The 16102-nt window shown below is 72.3% G+C and carries 15 protein-coding genes; 13 read left to right on the forward strand and 2 right to left on the reverse strand.

Annotated elements, in window-relative coordinates:
- Positions 1-78: 78 nt before the first annotated feature.
- From ACFWN3_RS12995 to ACFWN3_RS13020, 6 genes are all read left to right on the forward strand, one after another.
- Complete coding sequence (locus ACFWN3_RS12995) at positions 79-657, forward strand: TetR/AcrR family transcriptional regulator (protein ID WP_377640221.1); 579 nt, start codon at positions 79-81, stop codon at positions 655-657.
- Entirely contained in the window at positions 657-2390 is a 1734-nt protein-coding gene (locus tag ACFWN3_RS13000; RefSeq protein WP_377640223.1) for an ABC transporter ATP-binding protein, read from the forward strand. Before ACFWN3_RS12995 ends, ACFWN3_RS13000 begins: the two co-directional genes overlap by 1 nt.
- Positions 2387-4402, forward strand: coding sequence for an ABC transporter ATP-binding protein (locus ACFWN3_RS13005; protein WP_377640225.1), 2016 nt, complete (start codon positions 2387-2389; stop codon positions 4400-4402). The genes ACFWN3_RS13000 and ACFWN3_RS13005 overlap by 4 nt, the downstream gene beginning before the upstream one ends.
- Before the next feature lie 146 nt (positions 4403-4548).
- On the forward strand, positions 4549-6297 hold the full coding sequence (locus ACFWN3_RS13010; RefSeq protein ID WP_377640226.1) for a sodium:solute symporter family protein: 1749 nt from the start codon (positions 4549-4551) through the stop codon (positions 6295-6297).
- A gap of 16 nt (positions 6298-6313) precedes the next feature.
- Entirely contained in the window at positions 6314-6607 is a 294-nt protein-coding gene (locus ACFWN3_RS13015; RefSeq protein ID WP_377640228.1) for a hypothetical protein, read from the forward strand.
- An 18-nt stretch (positions 6608-6625) separates the two neighbouring features.
- Entirely contained in the window at positions 6626-7324 is a 699-nt protein-coding gene (locus tag ACFWN3_RS13020) for a dienelactone hydrolase family protein (RefSeq protein ID WP_377640229.1), read from the forward strand.
- 24 nt (positions 7325-7348) lie between these two features.
- Here the strand turns inward: ACFWN3_RS13020 and ACFWN3_RS13025 are convergent, their stop codons facing one another.
- On the reverse strand, positions 7349-7567 hold the full coding sequence (locus ACFWN3_RS13025) for a hypothetical protein (RefSeq protein WP_377640231.1): 219 nt from the start codon (positions 7565-7567) through the stop codon (positions 7349-7351).
- 69 nt (positions 7568-7636) lie between these two features.
- Positions 7637-8494 (reverse strand): dioxygenase, encoded by an 858-nt coding sequence (locus ACFWN3_RS13030; RefSeq protein ID WP_377640232.1) that lies wholly within the window; start codon positions 8492-8494, stop codon positions 7637-7639.
- Positions 8495-8588: 94 nt separating this feature from the next.
- Here ACFWN3_RS13030 and ACFWN3_RS13035 point away from each other — a divergent pair, with 94 nt between their 5' ends.
- The 7 genes from ACFWN3_RS13035 to ACFWN3_RS13065 all read left to right on the forward strand — a co-directional run bounded on the left by ACFWN3_RS13035 (position 8589) and on the right by ACFWN3_RS13065 (position 16095).
- Positions 8589-9068 carry a GNAT family N-acetyltransferase gene (locus ACFWN3_RS13035; protein WP_377640233.1) on the forward strand — a complete coding sequence of 160 codons (480 nt, stop codon included), beginning with the start codon at positions 8589-8591 and terminating at the stop codon, positions 9066-9068.
- A complete protein-coding gene (gene aroE / locus ACFWN3_RS13040) occupies positions 9065-9922 on the forward strand; it encodes a shikimate dehydrogenase (RefSeq protein ID WP_377640235.1) in 858 nt (285 codons plus the stop codon). The genes ACFWN3_RS13035 and aroE overlap by 4 nt, the downstream gene beginning before the upstream one ends.
- 121 nt (positions 9923-10043) lie before the next feature.
- Complete coding sequence (gene topA / locus ACFWN3_RS13045) at positions 10044-12818, forward strand: type I DNA topoisomerase (RefSeq protein WP_377640236.1); 2775 nt, start codon at positions 10044-10046, stop codon at positions 12816-12818.
- A gap of 44 nt (positions 12819-12862) precedes the next feature.
- On the forward strand, positions 12863-13312 hold the full coding sequence (locus tag ACFWN3_RS13050; protein ID WP_377640238.1) for an SCP2 sterol-binding domain-containing protein: 450 nt from the start codon (positions 12863-12865) through the stop codon (positions 13310-13312).
- Positions 13313-13489: 177 nt separating this feature from the next.
- Positions 13490-14281 carry a MerR family transcriptional regulator gene (locus ACFWN3_RS13055; protein WP_377640240.1) on the forward strand — a complete coding sequence of 264 codons (792 nt, stop codon included), beginning with the start codon at positions 13490-13492 and terminating at the stop codon, positions 14279-14281.
- Between the two features lie 51 nt (positions 14282-14332).
- Positions 14333-14959 carry a dTMP kinase gene (gene tmk, locus ACFWN3_RS13060; protein ID WP_377640242.1) on the forward strand — a complete coding sequence of 209 codons (627 nt, stop codon included), beginning with the start codon at positions 14333-14335 and terminating at the stop codon, positions 14957-14959.
- Positions 14956-16095 (forward strand): DNA polymerase III subunit delta', encoded by a 1140-nt coding sequence (locus ACFWN3_RS13065; RefSeq protein WP_377640244.1) that lies wholly within the window; start codon positions 14956-14958, stop codon positions 16093-16095. The genes tmk and ACFWN3_RS13065 overlap by 4 nt, the downstream gene beginning before the upstream one ends.
- The last annotated feature ends 7 nt before the right edge of the window (positions 16096-16102 follow it).

The following is a 16102-nucleotide window of genomic DNA, read 5'->3' on the forward strand; positions in this document are numbered from 1 at the left end:
GCGACGGACGCGAAGGACCCGCTACCCCGCGTCGGAAAGCGGTTGTGAGTGAGTGCTCACTCACTTACACTCAACCGGGTGACGCCCCGAGCCCCCGCGATGAGCCCCGACGACCGACGGTCGGCCATCGTCGGCGTCGCGCTCCCGCTCCTGCGCGAGCACGGCCCCGCCCTGACGACCCGCCAGGTCGCCGAGGCCGCCGGGATCGCCGAGGGCACCGTGTTCCGGGCCTTCGGCAGCAAGGACGAGCTCGTGCGTGCCTGTGCCGCAGCGGTGTTCGACTCCGTCCCCGCGGTGGAGAAGCTGCGGGCCATCGACCCCGCCCTGCCCCTCGACGAGCGCCTCTCCGCGGGGGTCGCCGTCATGCAGCAGCACGTCGAGCAGATCGTCGGGCTCATCTCGGTGCTCCACCACGCCGGCGTCCACCCGCCGATGGAGCCGGGCCGCCGCAAGGGGGGCCCCGACCCGGCGGTCGACGCCGCCTTCACCGACCTCATCGGCAACGACGCCGCGAGCCTGCGCAAGCCGGTGGCCGAGGTCATCGCCCTGCTCCAGCTCCTCACGCTCTCGAGCGTCCACCCCCTCATGTCCACGGGTCGCCTCGACGCGGCCGAGATCGTCGACGTCGTCCTCGACGGCACCCGGAGGAAGTCCTGATGCTCTACCGCCTCGTCCGCACCCACCTGCGCCCGTACGCCGTCCCGCTCGGCGTGCTGCTCGCCCTCCAGCTCGTGGCCACGCTCGCGTCGCTGTACCTGCCGAGCCTCAACGGCCGGATCATCGACGAGGGAGTCGCGGTGGGGGACACCGGGTTCATCCTCACCGCGGGGATGGGGATGCTCGCCGTCTCGTTCGTCCAGATCCTCGCGACGATCGCGGCGACCCGGATCGGCGCCCAGACCGCGGCGTCCCTCGGGCGCGACGTCCGCTCCTCGGTGTTCCGCCGGGTCGGCGACTTCTCGGCCCAGGAGCTCTCGCGCTTCGGCGCCCCCACGCTCATCAGCCGCAGCACCAACGACGTGACCCAGGTGCAGACCGTCGTCTACATGGGCCTGGCGATGATGGTGTCGGCGCCGATCATGATGGTCGGCGGTATCGTCATGGCGCTGCGCGAGGACGTCGGCCTCTCATGGCTGGTGGCCGTCGCCGTGCCGGCCCTCGCGGTCGCGATCGGCCTCGTCATCCGCAGGATGGTGCCCCACTTCAAGGCGATGCAGAAGTCGGTCGACTCGGTGAACCGGATCCTGCGCGAGCAGATCACCGGTGTGCGGGTCGTGCGGGCCTTCGTCCGCGAGGACGTCGAGCGCGAGCGCTTCGGTGGGGCCAACGAGACCTACACGGCGACGGCGACGGCGGTCGGCCGCCTCATGGCGCTGGCCTTCCCCCTCGTCATGGTCATCTTCAACGCCTCGACGGTCGCGGTCCTGTGGTTCGGCGCCGTCCGGGTCGACGACGGCTCCATGCAGATCGGCGCCCTCACGGCGTTCATGGCCTACCTCATCCAGATCCTCATGTCGGTGATGATGGCGACCTTCATGGCGATGATGATCCCGCGGGCCACCGTCTCGGCGGGGCGCATCCAGGAGGTCCTCGACACCGAGTCCAGCGTGCACCTGCCCGAGCAGCCGCAGCGCATCCCGGCCGGCCCCGTCGCCGTCGAGCTGCGCGGGGTGTCCTTCGCCTACCCGGGAGCCGAGTCGCCGGTCCTGCGCGAGGTGAGCATCCGCTGCGAGCCGGGCACGACGACGGCCGTCGTCGGGTCGACCGGCGCCGGCAAGACCACGCTGCTCGGCCTCGTGCCGCGGCTCCACGACGCCACCGGCGGACAGGTCCTCGTCGGGGGCGTCGACGTGCGCGACGCCGACCCCGAGGACCTCTGGAGCCACCTCGGCCTCGTGCCCCAGCGCCCCTACCTCTTCACCGGAACCGTCGCGAGCAACCTGCGCTACGGCGACCCCGACGCCACCGACGACGAGCTGTGGGAGGCCCTGCGGATCGCCCAGGGCGAGGACTTCGTCCGGGCGATGCCCGACGGGCTCGAGTCGCCGATCGCCCAGGGCGGCACGAACGTCAGCGGCGGCCAGCGCCAGCGCCTCGCCATCGCGCGGGCCCTGGTGAGCAAGGCCGACGTCTACCTCTTCGACGACGCATTCTCGGCCCTCGACGTCGCCACCGACGCCCGGCTGCGGGCGGCGCTGCGCCCGGTGACCCGCGAGGCCACGGTCGTCGTCGTCGCCCAGCGCGTCTCGACGATCATCCACGCCGACCGCATCGTCGTCCTCGACGACGGCGAGGTCGTCGGCCAGGGCACGCACGACGAGCTCCTCGCCTCGTGCCCCACCTACGTCGAGATCGTCGAGAGCCAGCAGGCAGTGGAGGAGGCGGCATGAGCGAGCTCGGCACCGCGGAGGAGCGCGCGGCCAAGGAGCGGCGCGGGCCGGCGTCGGCCCACCGGGGCGGACCACCGCACGCCGCGATCGGGGTGCCCACCGACAAGTCGCAGGACTTCGTCGCGGGCGCGAAGCGGCTGCTGCGGCTGCTGCACCCCGAGCGGCTCGTCGTGTGGACGACGATCGCGCTCGCCGTCGGCAGCGTCGTCCTCAACGCCATCGGCCCCAAGATCCTCGGGACCGCGACCGACATCGTCTTCGGGGGCTTCTTCAGCCGCCAGATCCCCGCAGGCGTCACCCAGGAGCAGGCGGCCGAGGCGCTGCGGGCGCGGGGCCAGGACCAGGTCGCCGACGTCCTCGCGGCGATGGACCACGTCGTGCCCGGCCAGGGGGTCGACTTCGCCGCCCTCGGCCGCATCCTCCTCGTCGTCCTCGCGCTCTACCTCGTCGCCGCGGCCCTCCAGCTCCTCCAGGGGCGGCTGCTCACCGGGGCGGTCAACCGGACGATCTTCCGGCTGCGCTCCGACGTCGAGGACAAGCTGCACCGGCTCCCGCTGCCGTACTTCGACGGCCAGCCGCGCGGCGAGCTGCTGAGCCGGGTCACCAACGACATCGACAACGTCGCCCAGAGCCTCCAGCAGACCCTGAGCCAGCTGCTCACCTCGCTCCTCACCGTCGTCGCGATGGTCTCGATGATGGTGTGGATCTCGCCGCTGCTCGCCCTCATCGCCCTCGTGACGATCCCGGTGACCATGCTTGTCACCGCGGCCATCGGGAAGCGCTCGCAGACGCACTTCGTCCAGCAGTGGAAGAGCACCGGCGAGGTCAACGCCGTCGTCGAGGAGACCTTCACCGGGCACGAGCTCGTCAAGGTCTTCGGCCGCCGGGTCGAGGCCGACCGGGCCTTCGCCGAGCGCAACGACCAGCTGCACCACGCGAGCTTCCGGGCGCAGTTCATCAGCGGCATCATCATGCCGACGATGATGTTCATCGGGAACCTCAACTACGTCGCCATCGCCGTCGTCGGCGGCCTGCGGGTCGCGAGCGGGACGATGAGCCTCGGCGACGTCCAGGCCTTCATCCAGTACTCGCGCCAGTTCACCCAGCCGCTGACCCAGGTCGCCTCCATGGCCAACCTCATGCAGAGCGGGGTGGCCTCCGCCGAGCGGGTGTTCGCCGTCCTCGACGCCGACGAGCAAGAGCCCGACTCCGGCACCCCCGTGCGCATCGACGACCCCCGCGGGAAGGTCGCCTTCGAGGACGTCTCGTTCTCGTACCGCGACGACACCCCGCTCATCGAGGACCTCGACCTCGTCGTCGAGCCCGGCCAGACCGTGGCCATCGTCGGGCCGACGGGCGCCGGGAAGACGACCCTCGTCAACCTCGTCCTGCGCTTCTACGAGCTCAAGGGCGGGCGGATCACCCTCGACGGCGTCGACATCACCTCGATGACGCGCACCGACCTGCGCTCGCGGATCGGGATGGTCCTCCAGGACACGTGGCTGTTCGCGGGATCGATCCGCGACAACATCGCCTACGGCCGCCCGGGGGCGAGCGAGGAGGAGGTCCTCGAGGCCGCCCGCGCCACCTACGTCGACCGCTTCGTCCACTCGCTGCCCGACGGCTACGACACCCTGCTGAACGCCGAGGCCGACAACATCAGCGCCGGTGAGCGACAGCTGATCACGATCGCGCGGGCCTTTCTCGCGCAGCCCTCGCTCCTCATCCTCGACGAGGCGACGAGCTCGGTCGACACCCGCACCGAGCTCCTCGTCCAGCAGGCGATGGCGGCACTGCGCTCCGACCGGACGAGCTTCGTCATCGCCCACCGGCTGTCCACGATCCGCGACGCCGACCTCATCCTCGTCATGGAGGAGGGGCGGATCGTCGAGCAGGGCTCGCACGCCGAGCTCCTCGCTGCGGGAGGGGCGTTCGCGACCCTCTACGCCGCCCAGTTCGCCGGGGCGGTCGACCCCGACGACGAGACGGTGGGGGTCGGCGCCACGGTCTGACGAGGCCCCCGAAATCCGGCGCGCTCTCGGCGGGCCGGCCGGCCCGCCGTCCACTAGCGTGGCGAGCGGCCACCCGGTCGTGGTGGTGACCCTCGGCGATGAGGTGGTGGGCGCAGATGGTGGGTGTGGCTCAGGCGGCGACCGGAGTGGCAGACGTGGTGAGGGCCGAGACGATCATCGACGCGGGCCCCGTCGACTACCTCATCCTGCTCGTCTACTTCGTGTTCGTCCTCGGCATCGGCGTCATCGCGAGGCGCTCGGTGTCCGACTCGATCGACTTCTTCCTCTCCGGACGCTCCCTCCCGGCCTGGGTGACCGGCCTGGCCTTCATCTCGGCGAACCTCGGGGCCGTCGAGATCATGGGCATGAGCGCGAACGGCGCCGAGATCGGCATCTCCACCGTCCACTACTTCTGGGTCGGCGCCATCCCCGCGATGCTCTTCCTCGGCGTCGTGATGATGCCCTTCTACTACGGCTCGAAGGTGCGCTCGGTGCCGGAGTTCATGCTCCGCCGCTTCGGCAGGGAGGCGCACCTCGTCAACGCGATCTCCTTCGCCGTGGCGCAGCTGCTCATCGCCGGCGTCAACCTCTACCTCCTCGGCTCGATCGTCCACGCGCTGCTCGGCTGGCCGCTGTGGGTCGCCCTCATCGTCGCCGCGGTCATCGTCCTGTCGTACATCACGCTCGGGGGTCTCTCGGCGGCGATCTACAACGAGGTCCTGCAGTTCTTCGTCATCGTCGCCTCGCTGCTCCCGCTCGTCTGGCTCGGCCTCAACCGGGTGGGCGGCTGGAGCGGCCTCGAGGAGAAGATCACCGCCGCGGCGGCCGCGGCGCCGGCGGGGTCCGACATCCCCCCGGCCGACCAGCAGCTGAACTCCTGGCCGGGGCAGGCCCTCGCGGGCTTCGAGTCCCCGTTCTGGTCCGTCGTCGGCATCGTCTTCGGCCTGGGCTTCGTGCTGTCCTTCGGGTACTGGACGACGAACTTCGTCGAGGTCCAGCGCGCGATGGCCTCCGACTCGATCGCCTCGGCCCGCAAGACGCCGATCATCGGCGCCTTCCCGAAGATGTTCGTCCCGTTCATCACCATCGTCCCCGGCATGATCGCCGCGGTCCTCGTCCCCGAGATCATCGAGCTGAAGAACGGGGGGACACCGGCGGGGGGCGCGTCGGGGAACGGGGTCGCCTACAACGACTCGATGCTCTTCCTCATGCGCGACCTGCTGCCGAACGGCCTGCTCGGCCTGGCGATCACCGGTCTGCTCGCGGCGTTCATGGCGGGCATGGCGGCGAACATCTCCGCCTTCAACACCGTCTTCAGCTACGACCTGTGGGAGCGCTACATCCGCAAGGACCGCAGCGACGACTACTACCTGCGGATCGGGCGGCTGGCCACCGTGGGCGCGACCTTCATCGCGATCTTCACGGCCCTGCTCGCCAGCTCGTTCTCGAACATCATGGACTACCTCCAGACCCTGTTCGGGTTCTTCAACGCCCCGCTGTTCGCGACGTTCATCCTCGGCATGTTCTGGAAGCGGATGACGCCGACGGCCGGCTGGACGGGCCTGGTGTCCGGAACGCTGTCGGCCGTGCTCGTGGCCTTCCTCAGCGAGGACGCCTTCGGCAGCGCGAGCCTGGGCGTCATCCCGCTCGGTGGCCAGGGTGCCGCCTTCGTCGCGGCGTCGACCGCGTTCGTCGTCGACATCGCCGTGTCGGTCGCCGTCTCGATGGTGACCCAGCCCAAGCCCGTGTCCGAGCTCGTCGGCCTCGTGTACTCCGAGACCCCCAAGGAGACCCGGACCGACCCGCTGGAGCACACCTACCCGTGGTACCGCCGCACGGTCCCGCTCGCCGGCCTGGCACTCGTCATGGTCACCGTCCTCAACATCATCTTCTGAGAGGGAGGAGCAAGCCATGGCCGAGGCCAAGCACGACGCCGGCGCGTTCGACATCCGCAACATCATCGGGCTCCTGCTGACGATCTACGGCGTGATCCTCACGCTCATGGGGCTGTTCGCCGACCCCGAGACCGAGAAGACCGGCGGCACCAACGCCAACCTCTACGCGGGCATCGCCCTGCTCGTCGTCGGCCTGGGCTTCATCGCCTGGGCACGGCTGCGACCGATCAAGGTGCCCGAGCACGTCGAGCCGGTCGCCGACGACCCGACGCGACCGGCCCCCAAGAAGCGCCCCCGGAGCGGTCACTGACGCGCGGACCGTCCCGCCGTGGGTGAGACGACGAGCGTGGGCGACCTTCCGGCCTACCGAGCGGTGCCGGAGGGCGAGGGGCCGTGGCCGGGGCTCGTCCTCGTGCACGAGCTCTTCGGCCTCGACGACGAGATGCGCCGGCACGCCGACCGGCTCGCCGGCATGGGCCACCTCGTCCTCGCCCCCGACCTCGTGTCCCGCGGGAACCGGGCCCTGTGCCTCCTGCGGACGATGACGGCGCTGCGCCGCGGCCGGGGGCGCACCTTCGACGACATCGACGCCGCCCGGGCCGACCTCGCGTCCGACCCGCGGTGCACGGGGTCGATCGGCGTCATCGGCTTCTGCATGGGCGGAGGGTTCGCGCTCCTCCTCGCCGCGCGGCCGGGCTGGGACGTCGTCGTGGCCAACTACGGGGTCGTCCCCGACGCCGAGGAGCTCGTCGGCTCGTGCCCCGTCGTCGCGAGCTACGGCGGTCGCGACCTCTACCTCCGGGGCGCCGCGCGACGGCTCGAGACCACGCTCACCGCGCAGGGGGTCGCGAACGACGTCCGCGAGTACCCGGCGGCCGGGCACGCGTTCCTCAACGCGTCGCACACGGCCCCGTGGTGGGCCCTGCCGATGTCGCGCCTCGTCATGCGGGCGGGACCGGAGCCGGCGTCGGCGCAGCACGCCTGGGGGCGGATCGAGGCGTTCCTCGCGACCCACCTCCGCGCCTGAGCCACCGCTGCGGAGCCGGCCGGGTCACCAGGTGACGGCGCCCGTGGCGTGCCACCGGTCGATCAGGCCGGTGGGGTCGTCGACGGTGCCGCCGCGGTTCCACAGGGCGAGGTAGAGGTCGGCCGGCGTCCCGCGGAGGGTGGCCGTGCCGTCCTCGACGGCCTCGTCGGCGGCGAGCCGGCGGGTGCGGGCGCGTGCGGGTCCGGCCTCGACGAGCCACCGCGGGCCGGTGGTCGCCGCCACCACCGCGACTGATTGCGCTGAACCCACGCCCAACGGCGCACGGATGGTGGGTAGAGCGCAATCAGTCGGTCAGCGGAACTGCCAGGAGCGCTTGCTCAGGCCGAACCAGAAGCCGTCGATGACGCTGTCGACCGTGTCGGCGCCGAGGGTGCCCGACGCCGACGCGGCACCGAGGGCGACGTAGAGCGGCGCCCAGTGCTCGGTGCGGGGGTGTGCCTCGCGCGCCGCGGGGGCCTTGGCGAGGAAGTCGAGGACGGCGTCGACGTCGCCCGCGCCGACGGCCTCGGCGGCCCAGTGGTCGAACTCGCTCGAGGGCTTGGGGGGCGCGGAGTCCGGGCCGCCCGCCGGGTTGAACCACGCGAGGTTGTGGGTGGTGAAGCCCGACCCGACGATGAGGACGTTCTCGTCGCGCAGCGGGGCCAGCCGCCGGCCGAGCTCGAACAGCCGCTGGGGGTCCAGGGTCGGCATCGACAGCTGGAGGACGGGCACGTCGGCCTCGGGGAACATCTCCTTGAGCGGGACGTAGGCGCCGTGGTCGAGGCCGCGCGTCGGGTCCTGGTGCAGCTGCTCGCCGGCGCCGGCGAGGAGCTGGGCGACCGAGCGGGCCAGTCCCGGGGCGCCGGGGGCGTCGTAGGTCACCTCGTAGTAGTGCTGGGGGAAGCCCCAGAAGTCGTACAGGAGCGGCACGTCGCCGCTCGTCGCGGACACCGCGACCGGGGCGAGCTCCCAGTGCGCCGACACGATGAGGACGGCCTCGGGCTTCGCGAGGTCCGCGCCCCACGCGCCGAGCTGGCCCGTCCACGTGGCGTCGTCGGCCAGGGGCGGGGCGCCGTGGCTGAGGTAGAGCACGGGCGGGCGGGTCGGCGCGGTGGTCGCGGCGCTCGCGACGACGGCAGCGGTCTCGGCGCTCGGTCTGGTGGTCGTCATCAGGGCTCCTCGGTGATGTAGTTCAACATTCAACCACATTCGCGGAGGGCCGACTCCCTCGACGCCGCCACGGTGTCCATGGTGTCCTCGATCCGTGCCTCCCGTCACCCTCTCCCCCGTCACGCCCGCCACCGCGACGTCGGTGCTGGCCCTTCGCGTCGCTCCCGAGCAGGAGCGCTTCGTCTCCGGCGTGGGCGAGTCCTTCGTCGACGCCCACCTCGAACCCCGGGGCCACCCCTGGATCCGGGTGGTCGAGGCCGACGGCGTCCCCGTCGGGTTCGTCATGGTGAGCTGGGACGTCGTGCCGGTCCCCGACGAGCTGTGGGGGCCCTTCTACCTCTGGCGTCTCCTCATCGACCACCGGCACCAGGGGCGTGGGTACGGCACGGCGGCCGTGCGCCTCGTCGCCGACGCGGTCAGGGAGGCCGGGGGCGACGAGCTGCTGACGAGCTGTGGCCGGGGGGAGGGCTCGCCGCAGCCCTTCTACGAGTCGCTGGGCTTCGTGCCGACCGGCGAGGTCGACTCCCACGGCGAGGTGCACCTCGCCCTCGACCTGCGTGGGGGAGCGTCATGAGCGGCGAGTTCGTCGGCATCCACACCGGCTCCTTCTCGACGCCCGCCGCCGGCAACCCCACGGTCGTCATGGTCGAGGCCGCCTACCGCCACCACGGCATCGACGCGCGCTACCTCAACTGCGAGGTCTCGTCGGGGGCGCTCGGCGACGCGGTGACCGGCGCGCGGGCCATGGGCTGGGCGGGCTTCAACTGCTCGCTGCCGCACAAGGTCGCGGTCATCGACCACCTCGACCTCCTCGCCGAGTCGGCCGAGCTCATCGGTGCCGTCAACACCGTCGTCGCCACCGACGGCGACCTCGTCGGGCACAACACCGACGGTCAGGGCTTCATCACCTCGCTGCGCACGGTCATCGACCCCGCCGGGCTGCACGTCGTCGTCCTCGGGTCCGGCGGGGCGGCCCGGGCCGTCGCCGTGGAGACGGCGCTCGCCGGGGCGGCCTCGGTGACGGTGGTCAACCGCAACGAGCGGCGTGGGGTCGAGCTGGCCCGGGTCGTCACCGAGGGGACCGGGGTCGCGGCGACCTACGTCGCGTGGGACCGCCCGTTCGAGGTACCGGGCCGGTCCGACGTCCTCGTCAACGCGACCTCGGTGGGCTACGGCGACGCCGACGCCCTCCCGCCGGTCGACCTCGACACCCTCCACGGCGGCCTCGTCGTCGCCGACGTCGTCGTGTCGCCGCCGCGCACCGCGCTGCTGCGAGCGGCCGAGGAGGCCGGGGCGACGACGCTCGACGGCCTCGGGATGCTCGTCGGGCAGGGCGCCCTCGCGGTGCACCTGTGGACCGGGGTCGAGCCCGACCGCGACGTCATGCGGGCCGCCGCGGCGGGTGCCCTGGGGCTGGCGGCGCGCTGAGAGCCCGGACGGCCCGGGTTGCGCGGATCGGCGCCGGTGGCGCTACCGTCGGGGCGTCCGCACGTCGGAGCAGCGACGAATCCGCTGCACGTGACCGGACGGAACGGGAACAGGTGCACCAGTGGCAGGACGCAAGCTCGTCATCGTCGAGTCGCCCGCGAAGGCGCGGACCATCGCCGGCTACCTCGGCGCCGACTGGGACGTCGAGGCGTCCGTCGGCCACATCCGCGACATCCCCACCCCGAGCGAGATGCCGGCGGACATCAAGAAGGGCCCCTTCGGCAAGTTCGGCGTGAACGTCGACGCCGACTTCGAGCCGTACTACGTCGTCGACGCGGACAAGAAGAAGAAGGTCCGCGAGCTCAGGGCACTGCTGAAGAACGCCGACGAGCTCTACCTCGCCACTGATGAGGACCGCGAGGGCGAGGCGATCGCCTGGCACCTGCTGCAGACCCTCGAGCCCAAGGTCCCCGTCAAGCGGATGGTCTTCCACGAGATCACCAAGGAGGCGATCCAGCGCGCCGCCAACACGACCCGTGACGTCGACGTCCGGCTCGTCGACGCGCAGGAGACCCGGCGCATCCTCGACCGGCTCTACGGCTACGAGGTCTCGCCGGTGCTGTGGCGCAAGGTCAAGGCCGGGCTGTCGGCCGGGCGCGTGCAGTCGGTGGCGACCCGCCTCGTCGTCCAGCGCGAGCGCGAGCGGATGGCGTTCCGCTCGGCGGCGTACTGGGACGTCGAGGCCGACCTCACTCCGGGCGCCGAGTCCGATCGGTTCACCGCCCGGCTCACCGGCGTCGACGGCGCGCGCGTGGCCACCGGCCGTGACTTCGCCGACGACGGCACGCTGCGCAACGACAGGGCGACCCAGGTCGACGAGCCGACCGCGCGGGGCATCGCCGCCGCGCTGCTCGAGGCGCAGGTGCGCGTGGCCGAGGTCAGCGAGAAGCCGTACACCCGCCGGCCGAGCGCGCCGTTCACGACGAGCACCCTCCAGCAGGAGGCCTCGCGCAAGCTGCGCCTCAACAGCCGCAACGCGATGCGCGTCGCCCAGCGCCTGTACGAGAACGGCTACATCACCTACATGCGAACCGACAGCACGTCGCTGTCGGAGTCGGCGCTGACCGCGGCGCGTACCCAGGCCCGCGAGATGTACGGCGCCGAGTACGTGCCCGACAAGCCCCGGCTGTACGAGAAGAAGGTCAAGAACGCGCAGGAGGCCCACGAGGCCATCCGCCCCGCCGGCGACCGCTTCCGCACCCCGGCCCAGGTGTCGGGCGAGCTGCGCGGCGAGGAGTTCGCCCTCTACGAGCTGATCTGGAAGCGCACCATCTCCTCGCAGATGGCCGACGCCCGTGGCTCGACCGCCTCGCTGCGCCTGGCCGCGACCCTCACCGACGCCCCGGCCCGCGAGGTCGAGCTGTCGGCGAGCGGCACCGTCATCACCTTCAAGGGCTTCATCGCCGCCTACGAGGAGGGCCGCGACGAGTCCGCCAAGCGCGGCGACGACGAGGAGCGCCGCCTGCCCCGCCTCGGCGAGGGCACCCTGCTGCGCGCCACGCGCGCCGACGCCCTCGGCCACGAGACCTCGCCGCCGGCCCGGTACACCGAGGCCACCCTCGTCAAGGCAATGGAGGAGATGGGCATCGGCCGCCCCTCCACCTACGCCTCGACGATCGGCACCATCCAGGACCGCGGCTACGTGTCGAACCGCGGCTCGGCCCTCGTGCCGTCGTGGCTCGCCTTCGCGGTGACCCGGCTCATGGAGGAGCACTTCTCCCGGTTGGTCGACTACGACTTCACCGCCTCGATGGAGGAGGACCTCGACGCCATCGCCCGCGGCGACCAGGAGCGCGTGGTCTGGCTGCGCCGCTTCTACTTCGGTGACGAGTCCTCGACGGCCGAGGGGCTGCGCGACCTCGTGGCCGACCTCGGCGACATCGACGCCCGCGCGATCTCCACCATCGAGATCGGCGACGGCATCGTCGTGCGGGTCGGCCGGTACGGGCCCTACGTCGAGGAGGTCGTGCCCGCGGGGGTCGACGCCGCCACCGGTGAGGTCACCGACGCGGCCGCCGCCGACTCGGCTCCCGCCCAGCCGCGCCGCGCCACCATCAACGACGACATCGCCCCCGACGAGATGACGCCCGAGAAGGCCCGCGAGCTGCTCGACGCCGCGGCGGACGACGGCCGGGTGCTCGGCACCGACCCGGAGTCGGGCCACGAGATCGTCGCCCGCGCCGGTCGGTACGGCCCGTACGTCACCGAGGTGCTGCCGGAGGACGACGCCCCCGCGCCGGCCAAGGGCAAGAAGGCCGCGGCGAAGGCCCGGCCCCGTACCGCGTCGCTGTTCAAGGACATGGACCTCGCGACGATCGACCTCGACGCCGCGCTGCGGCTGCTCTCCCTGCCCCGCGTCGTCGGGGTCGCGACGGAGGAGGACGGGAGCCAGGTCGAGATCACCGCCCAGAACGGGCGCTACGGGCCGTACCTGAAGAAGGGCAGCGACTCGCGCTCGCTCGTGGCCGAGCAGCAGCTCTTCGACATCACGCTGGAGGAGGCGCTGGCGATCTACGCGCAGCCCAAGCAGCGGGGGCGCGCGGCCGCCAAGCCGCCGCTGGCCGAGCTCGGGGACGACCCGGTGTCCGGGAGGCCCGTCGTCGTCAAGGACGGCCGGTTCGGCCCCTATGTCACCGACGGTGAGACCAACGCGACGCTGCGCAAGGACGACGACCCCGAGCAGCTCTCGCCCGAGCGCGGCTTCGAGCTGCTCGCCGACAAGCGGGCGCGCGGTCCGGTGAAGAAGACGGCCAAGAAGGCCGCCAGGAAGGCGCCGGCGAAGAAGGCGACCGCCAAGAAGTCGGCCGCGAAGAAGACGGCGACGAAGAAGGCCTGAGCACCCGGGTGGCGTCGGGGGTTACCGGCAAGTAGGTTCGGGGCATGGCACTCGACCCGCAGACCCTCTCCGGCCTCCCCGCCGCCGACTTCGTCGCCCTCGTCAAGGGCACGTCCGACGACCAGATCCGCGAGGACCTCGCCGGACCGAACCGCGGCGAGATCCTCGACAAGGTCTTCGCGCGCTTCCCCGACCAGTTCCGCCCCGACAAGGCGGGCGACCGCAGCGCGCGCATCGACTTCCGGGTGACCGGTGGGCCGGGCGACTCCTTCGACACCTATGCCGTCGTCGTCGACCAGGGCGTCTGCTCGGTCGAGAAGGACCCGACCGCCCCGTCCGACCTGTCGCTGCAGCTCGGCCCGGCCGAGTTCCTCAAGCTCATCACCGGCACCGGCAACCCCGCGATGATGTTCATGATGGGCAAGGTCAAGGCCAAGGGCGACATCGGCCTCGCCACGGCCCTGGCCACCTGGTTCGAGACCCCCAAGGGCTGACCGCGCTCTGGGGCGCCCGCCCACCCGGGCGAGCCACTCCACCCGACGTGTGTGCCCTCCACCCCGGTTCAGAACCGGGGTGGAGGGCACAAGTTCGGGGTCACCCCGAACTTGTGAGGCGGGGCGCCGGCGGAACGGGGTTGACCCTGACGCGACGTCAGGGCCCACGGTGGTGACATGACCGCGACGAGCCAGCAGACTGCGACGGTGGAGCTCACCGTCGGCCAGGTGGCCGAGACCTTCGGCGTCACGGTGCGCACGCTGCACCACTACGACGCCGTCGGCCTCGTCGTCCCGAGCGCGCGCACGCCCGCCGGGTACCGCCTGTACACCGATGGCGACCTCTCCCGGCTCGCGTCCGTCGTCACGTACCGCCGGCTCGGCCTGTCCCTCGACGAGGTGCAGGCCGTGCTCGACGGCGACGGGACGCCGGAGGAGCACCTGCGCCGGCAGCGCGACGCGGTCGTGTCCCGGCTGGGCGAGCTCGAGGAGCTCGTCACGGCCATCGACCGAGCACTGGAGAGAGAGATGGAGCAGCGACCCGCCACGACCGACGAGCTGAAGGAGCTCTTCGGCGACGGCTACAGCGAGGAGTACCAGGCCGAGGCGCAGGAGCGCTGGGGCGACAGCGACGCGTGGAAGCAGTCGTCCTCGCGCACGAAGCGCTACACCAAGGCCGACTGGGAGCAGGTCAAGGCCGAGCAGGAGGCGGCGGGGCGCCAGCTCGTCGAGGCCATGCGGGCCGGGCACGCCCCCACCTCGGAGGAGGCGATGGACGCCGCGGAGGCCAACCGGCTCGTCATCCACCGGTGGTTCTACGACCTCGACCACGCCTTCCACCGCAACCTCGGCGACCTCTACGTCGCCGACCCGCGGTTCATGAGGACGTACGAGGACCAGGCGCCCGGGCTGGCGCAGTACGTCCGCGACGCCATCCACGCCAACGCCGACCGGCACGAGCAGGCCTGAGGACGGCCCCGCGGCACCGAGGGTGTCGCGGGGCTGGCCTAGGCTCGCCCCGTGACGGGACGCGAGGGGTTGTTCATCGCCTTCGAGGGCGGCGACGGCGCGGGCAAGTCCACCCAGGTGCGGCTGCTCGCCGACGCCCTGCGCGCCCGCGGCCGCGAGGTGCTCACCACCCGCCAGCCGGGCGGCACCGAGCTCGGCGCGGCCATCCGCGAGCTCGTCCTCCACGGCGACCACGTCTCCCCGCGGGCCGAGGTGCTCCTCTTCGCCGCCGACAAGGCGCACCACGTCGACCTCGTCATCCGCCCGGCGCTCGAGGCGGGGCACGTCGTCCTCACCGACCGCTACACCGACTCCGCCGTCGCCTACCAGGGCGCGGGCCGCGACCTCGGCGCCGCCGAGGTCCACGACCTGCAGATGTGGGCCGTCGGCTCGCTCGTCCCCGACCTCACCGTCGTCGTCGACGTCAGCGCCCAGGAGGGTCGGCGGCGGCGCGGCGAGGTCCACGACCGCCTCGAGTCCGAGGCCGACGCCTTCCACGACGCCATCCGCCAGCACTTCCTGTCGATGGCGTCCGGCAACCCGCAGCGCTACCTCGTCGTCGACGGGACCCGCCCCCCCGACGAGCTGCACGACGCGGTCATCACCCGCCTCGAGGCGATGGGGGTGCTCGACCCGTGACCGTCTGGCGCGACGTCATCGGCCAGGAGGCCGCCGTCGCCACGCTCGAGAACGCCGTCCGCAACCCGGCCGCGATGACCCACGCGTGGCTGTTCACCGGGCCGCCCGGATCCGGTCGCTCGGTCGCCGCGCGGGCCTTCGCGGCCGCGCTCCTGTGCCCCGACGGCGGCTGCGGCACGTGCCGCGAGTGCCGCACCGCGCTCGAGGCCACGCACGCCGACGTCGACGTCGTCGCCACCGAGGGCCTGTCGATCAAGGTCGAGCAGGCCCGCGACCTCGTCCAGCTCGCGGCCCGCCGCCCCTCGGTCGGGCGCTACCGCGTCATCGTCGTCGAGGACGCCGACCGGCTCACCGAGCGCGCCGCCGACGCCCTCCTCAAGGCGCTCGAGGAGCCGACGCCCCGCACCGTGTGGATGCTGTGCGCCCCGTCGGTCGAGGACGTCATCATCACGATCCGCTCCCGCTCGCGGCACGTGCGGCTGCGCACTCCCTCGGTCGAGGCCGTCGCCGACCTCCTCACCCGGCGCGACGGCATCGACCCGTCGATGGCGCTGTACGCCGCGCGTGCCGCCCAGCAGCACGTCGGGCTGGCCCGGCGCCTCGCCCGCGACGAGCACGCGCGCATCCGGCGCCACGACGTCATCACGATGGCGACGCGGATCACGGGCGTCGGCGAGGCCATCGGCGCGGCGCAGGACATCATGACGATCGCGAGCGAGGAGTCCGCCGCGTCCTCGAGCGAGCGTGACGCGGCCGAGAAGGCCCGCCTGATGGAGGTGCTCGGCGCCGACCCGTCCGCGCGCACCCAGCCGCCGCACATCCGCTCGCAGGTGAGCTCGCTCGAGAAGGAGCAGAAGGCCCGGGCCACCCGGTTCACCCGCGACGTCGTCGACCGCGCGCTCCTCGACCTCCTCTCGGTCTACCGCGACGCGCTCGTCGTGCGCACCGGGGCGGGGACGGCCCTGGTCAACGAGGACAGCCGGCAGGTCGTCCAGCGGGTCGCCGACGTCCTCGAGGCCGAGGCGCTGCTCGGCGCCATGGACGCCATCGGCACGGCCCGCGAGCGGATCGGCGCCAACGTCGCGCCGCTGCTCGCGCTCGAGGCGATGGCCCTCGACCTCCGCCTGCCCCGCTGAGGCGAGC

Origin of the sequence: Oryzobacter terrae, from assembly GCF_042756445.1 — a bacterium.
GTDB classification, from domain to species: domain Bacteria; phylum Actinomycetota; class Actinomycetes; order Actinomycetales; family Dermatophilaceae; genus Oryzobacter; species Oryzobacter terrae.

Excerpts from the sequence above, each read along its gene's own strand:
- ACFWN3_RS13050 (WP_377640238.1), top strand. The coding sequence starts at position 12,863 with ATGGCACTCGACCCGCAGACCCTCTCCGGCCTCCCCGCCGCCGACTTC.
- ACFWN3_RS13015 (WP_377640228.1), top strand. The coding sequence starts at position 6,314 with ATGGCCGAGGCCAAGCACGACGCCGGCGCGTTCGACATCCGCAACATC.
- ACFWN3_RS13000 (WP_377640223.1), top strand. The coding sequence starts at position 657 with ATGCTCTACCGCCTCGTCCGCACCCACCTGCGCCCGTACGCCGTCCCG.
- aroE (WP_377640235.1), top strand. The coding sequence starts at position 9,065 with ATGAGCGGCGAGTTCGTCGGCATCCACACCGGCTCCTTCTCGACGCCC.
- ACFWN3_RS13055 (WP_377640240.1), top strand. The coding sequence starts at position 13,490 with ATGACCGCGACGAGCCAGCAGACTGCGACGGTGGAGCTCACCGTCGGC.
- ACFWN3_RS13030 (WP_377640232.1), bottom strand. The coding sequence starts at position 8,494 with ATGACGACCACCAGACCGAGCGCCGAGACCGCTGCCGTCGTCGCGAGC.
- ACFWN3_RS13005 (WP_377640225.1), top strand. The coding sequence starts at position 2,387 with ATGAGCGAGCTCGGCACCGCGGAGGAGCGCGCGGCCAAGGAGCGGCGC.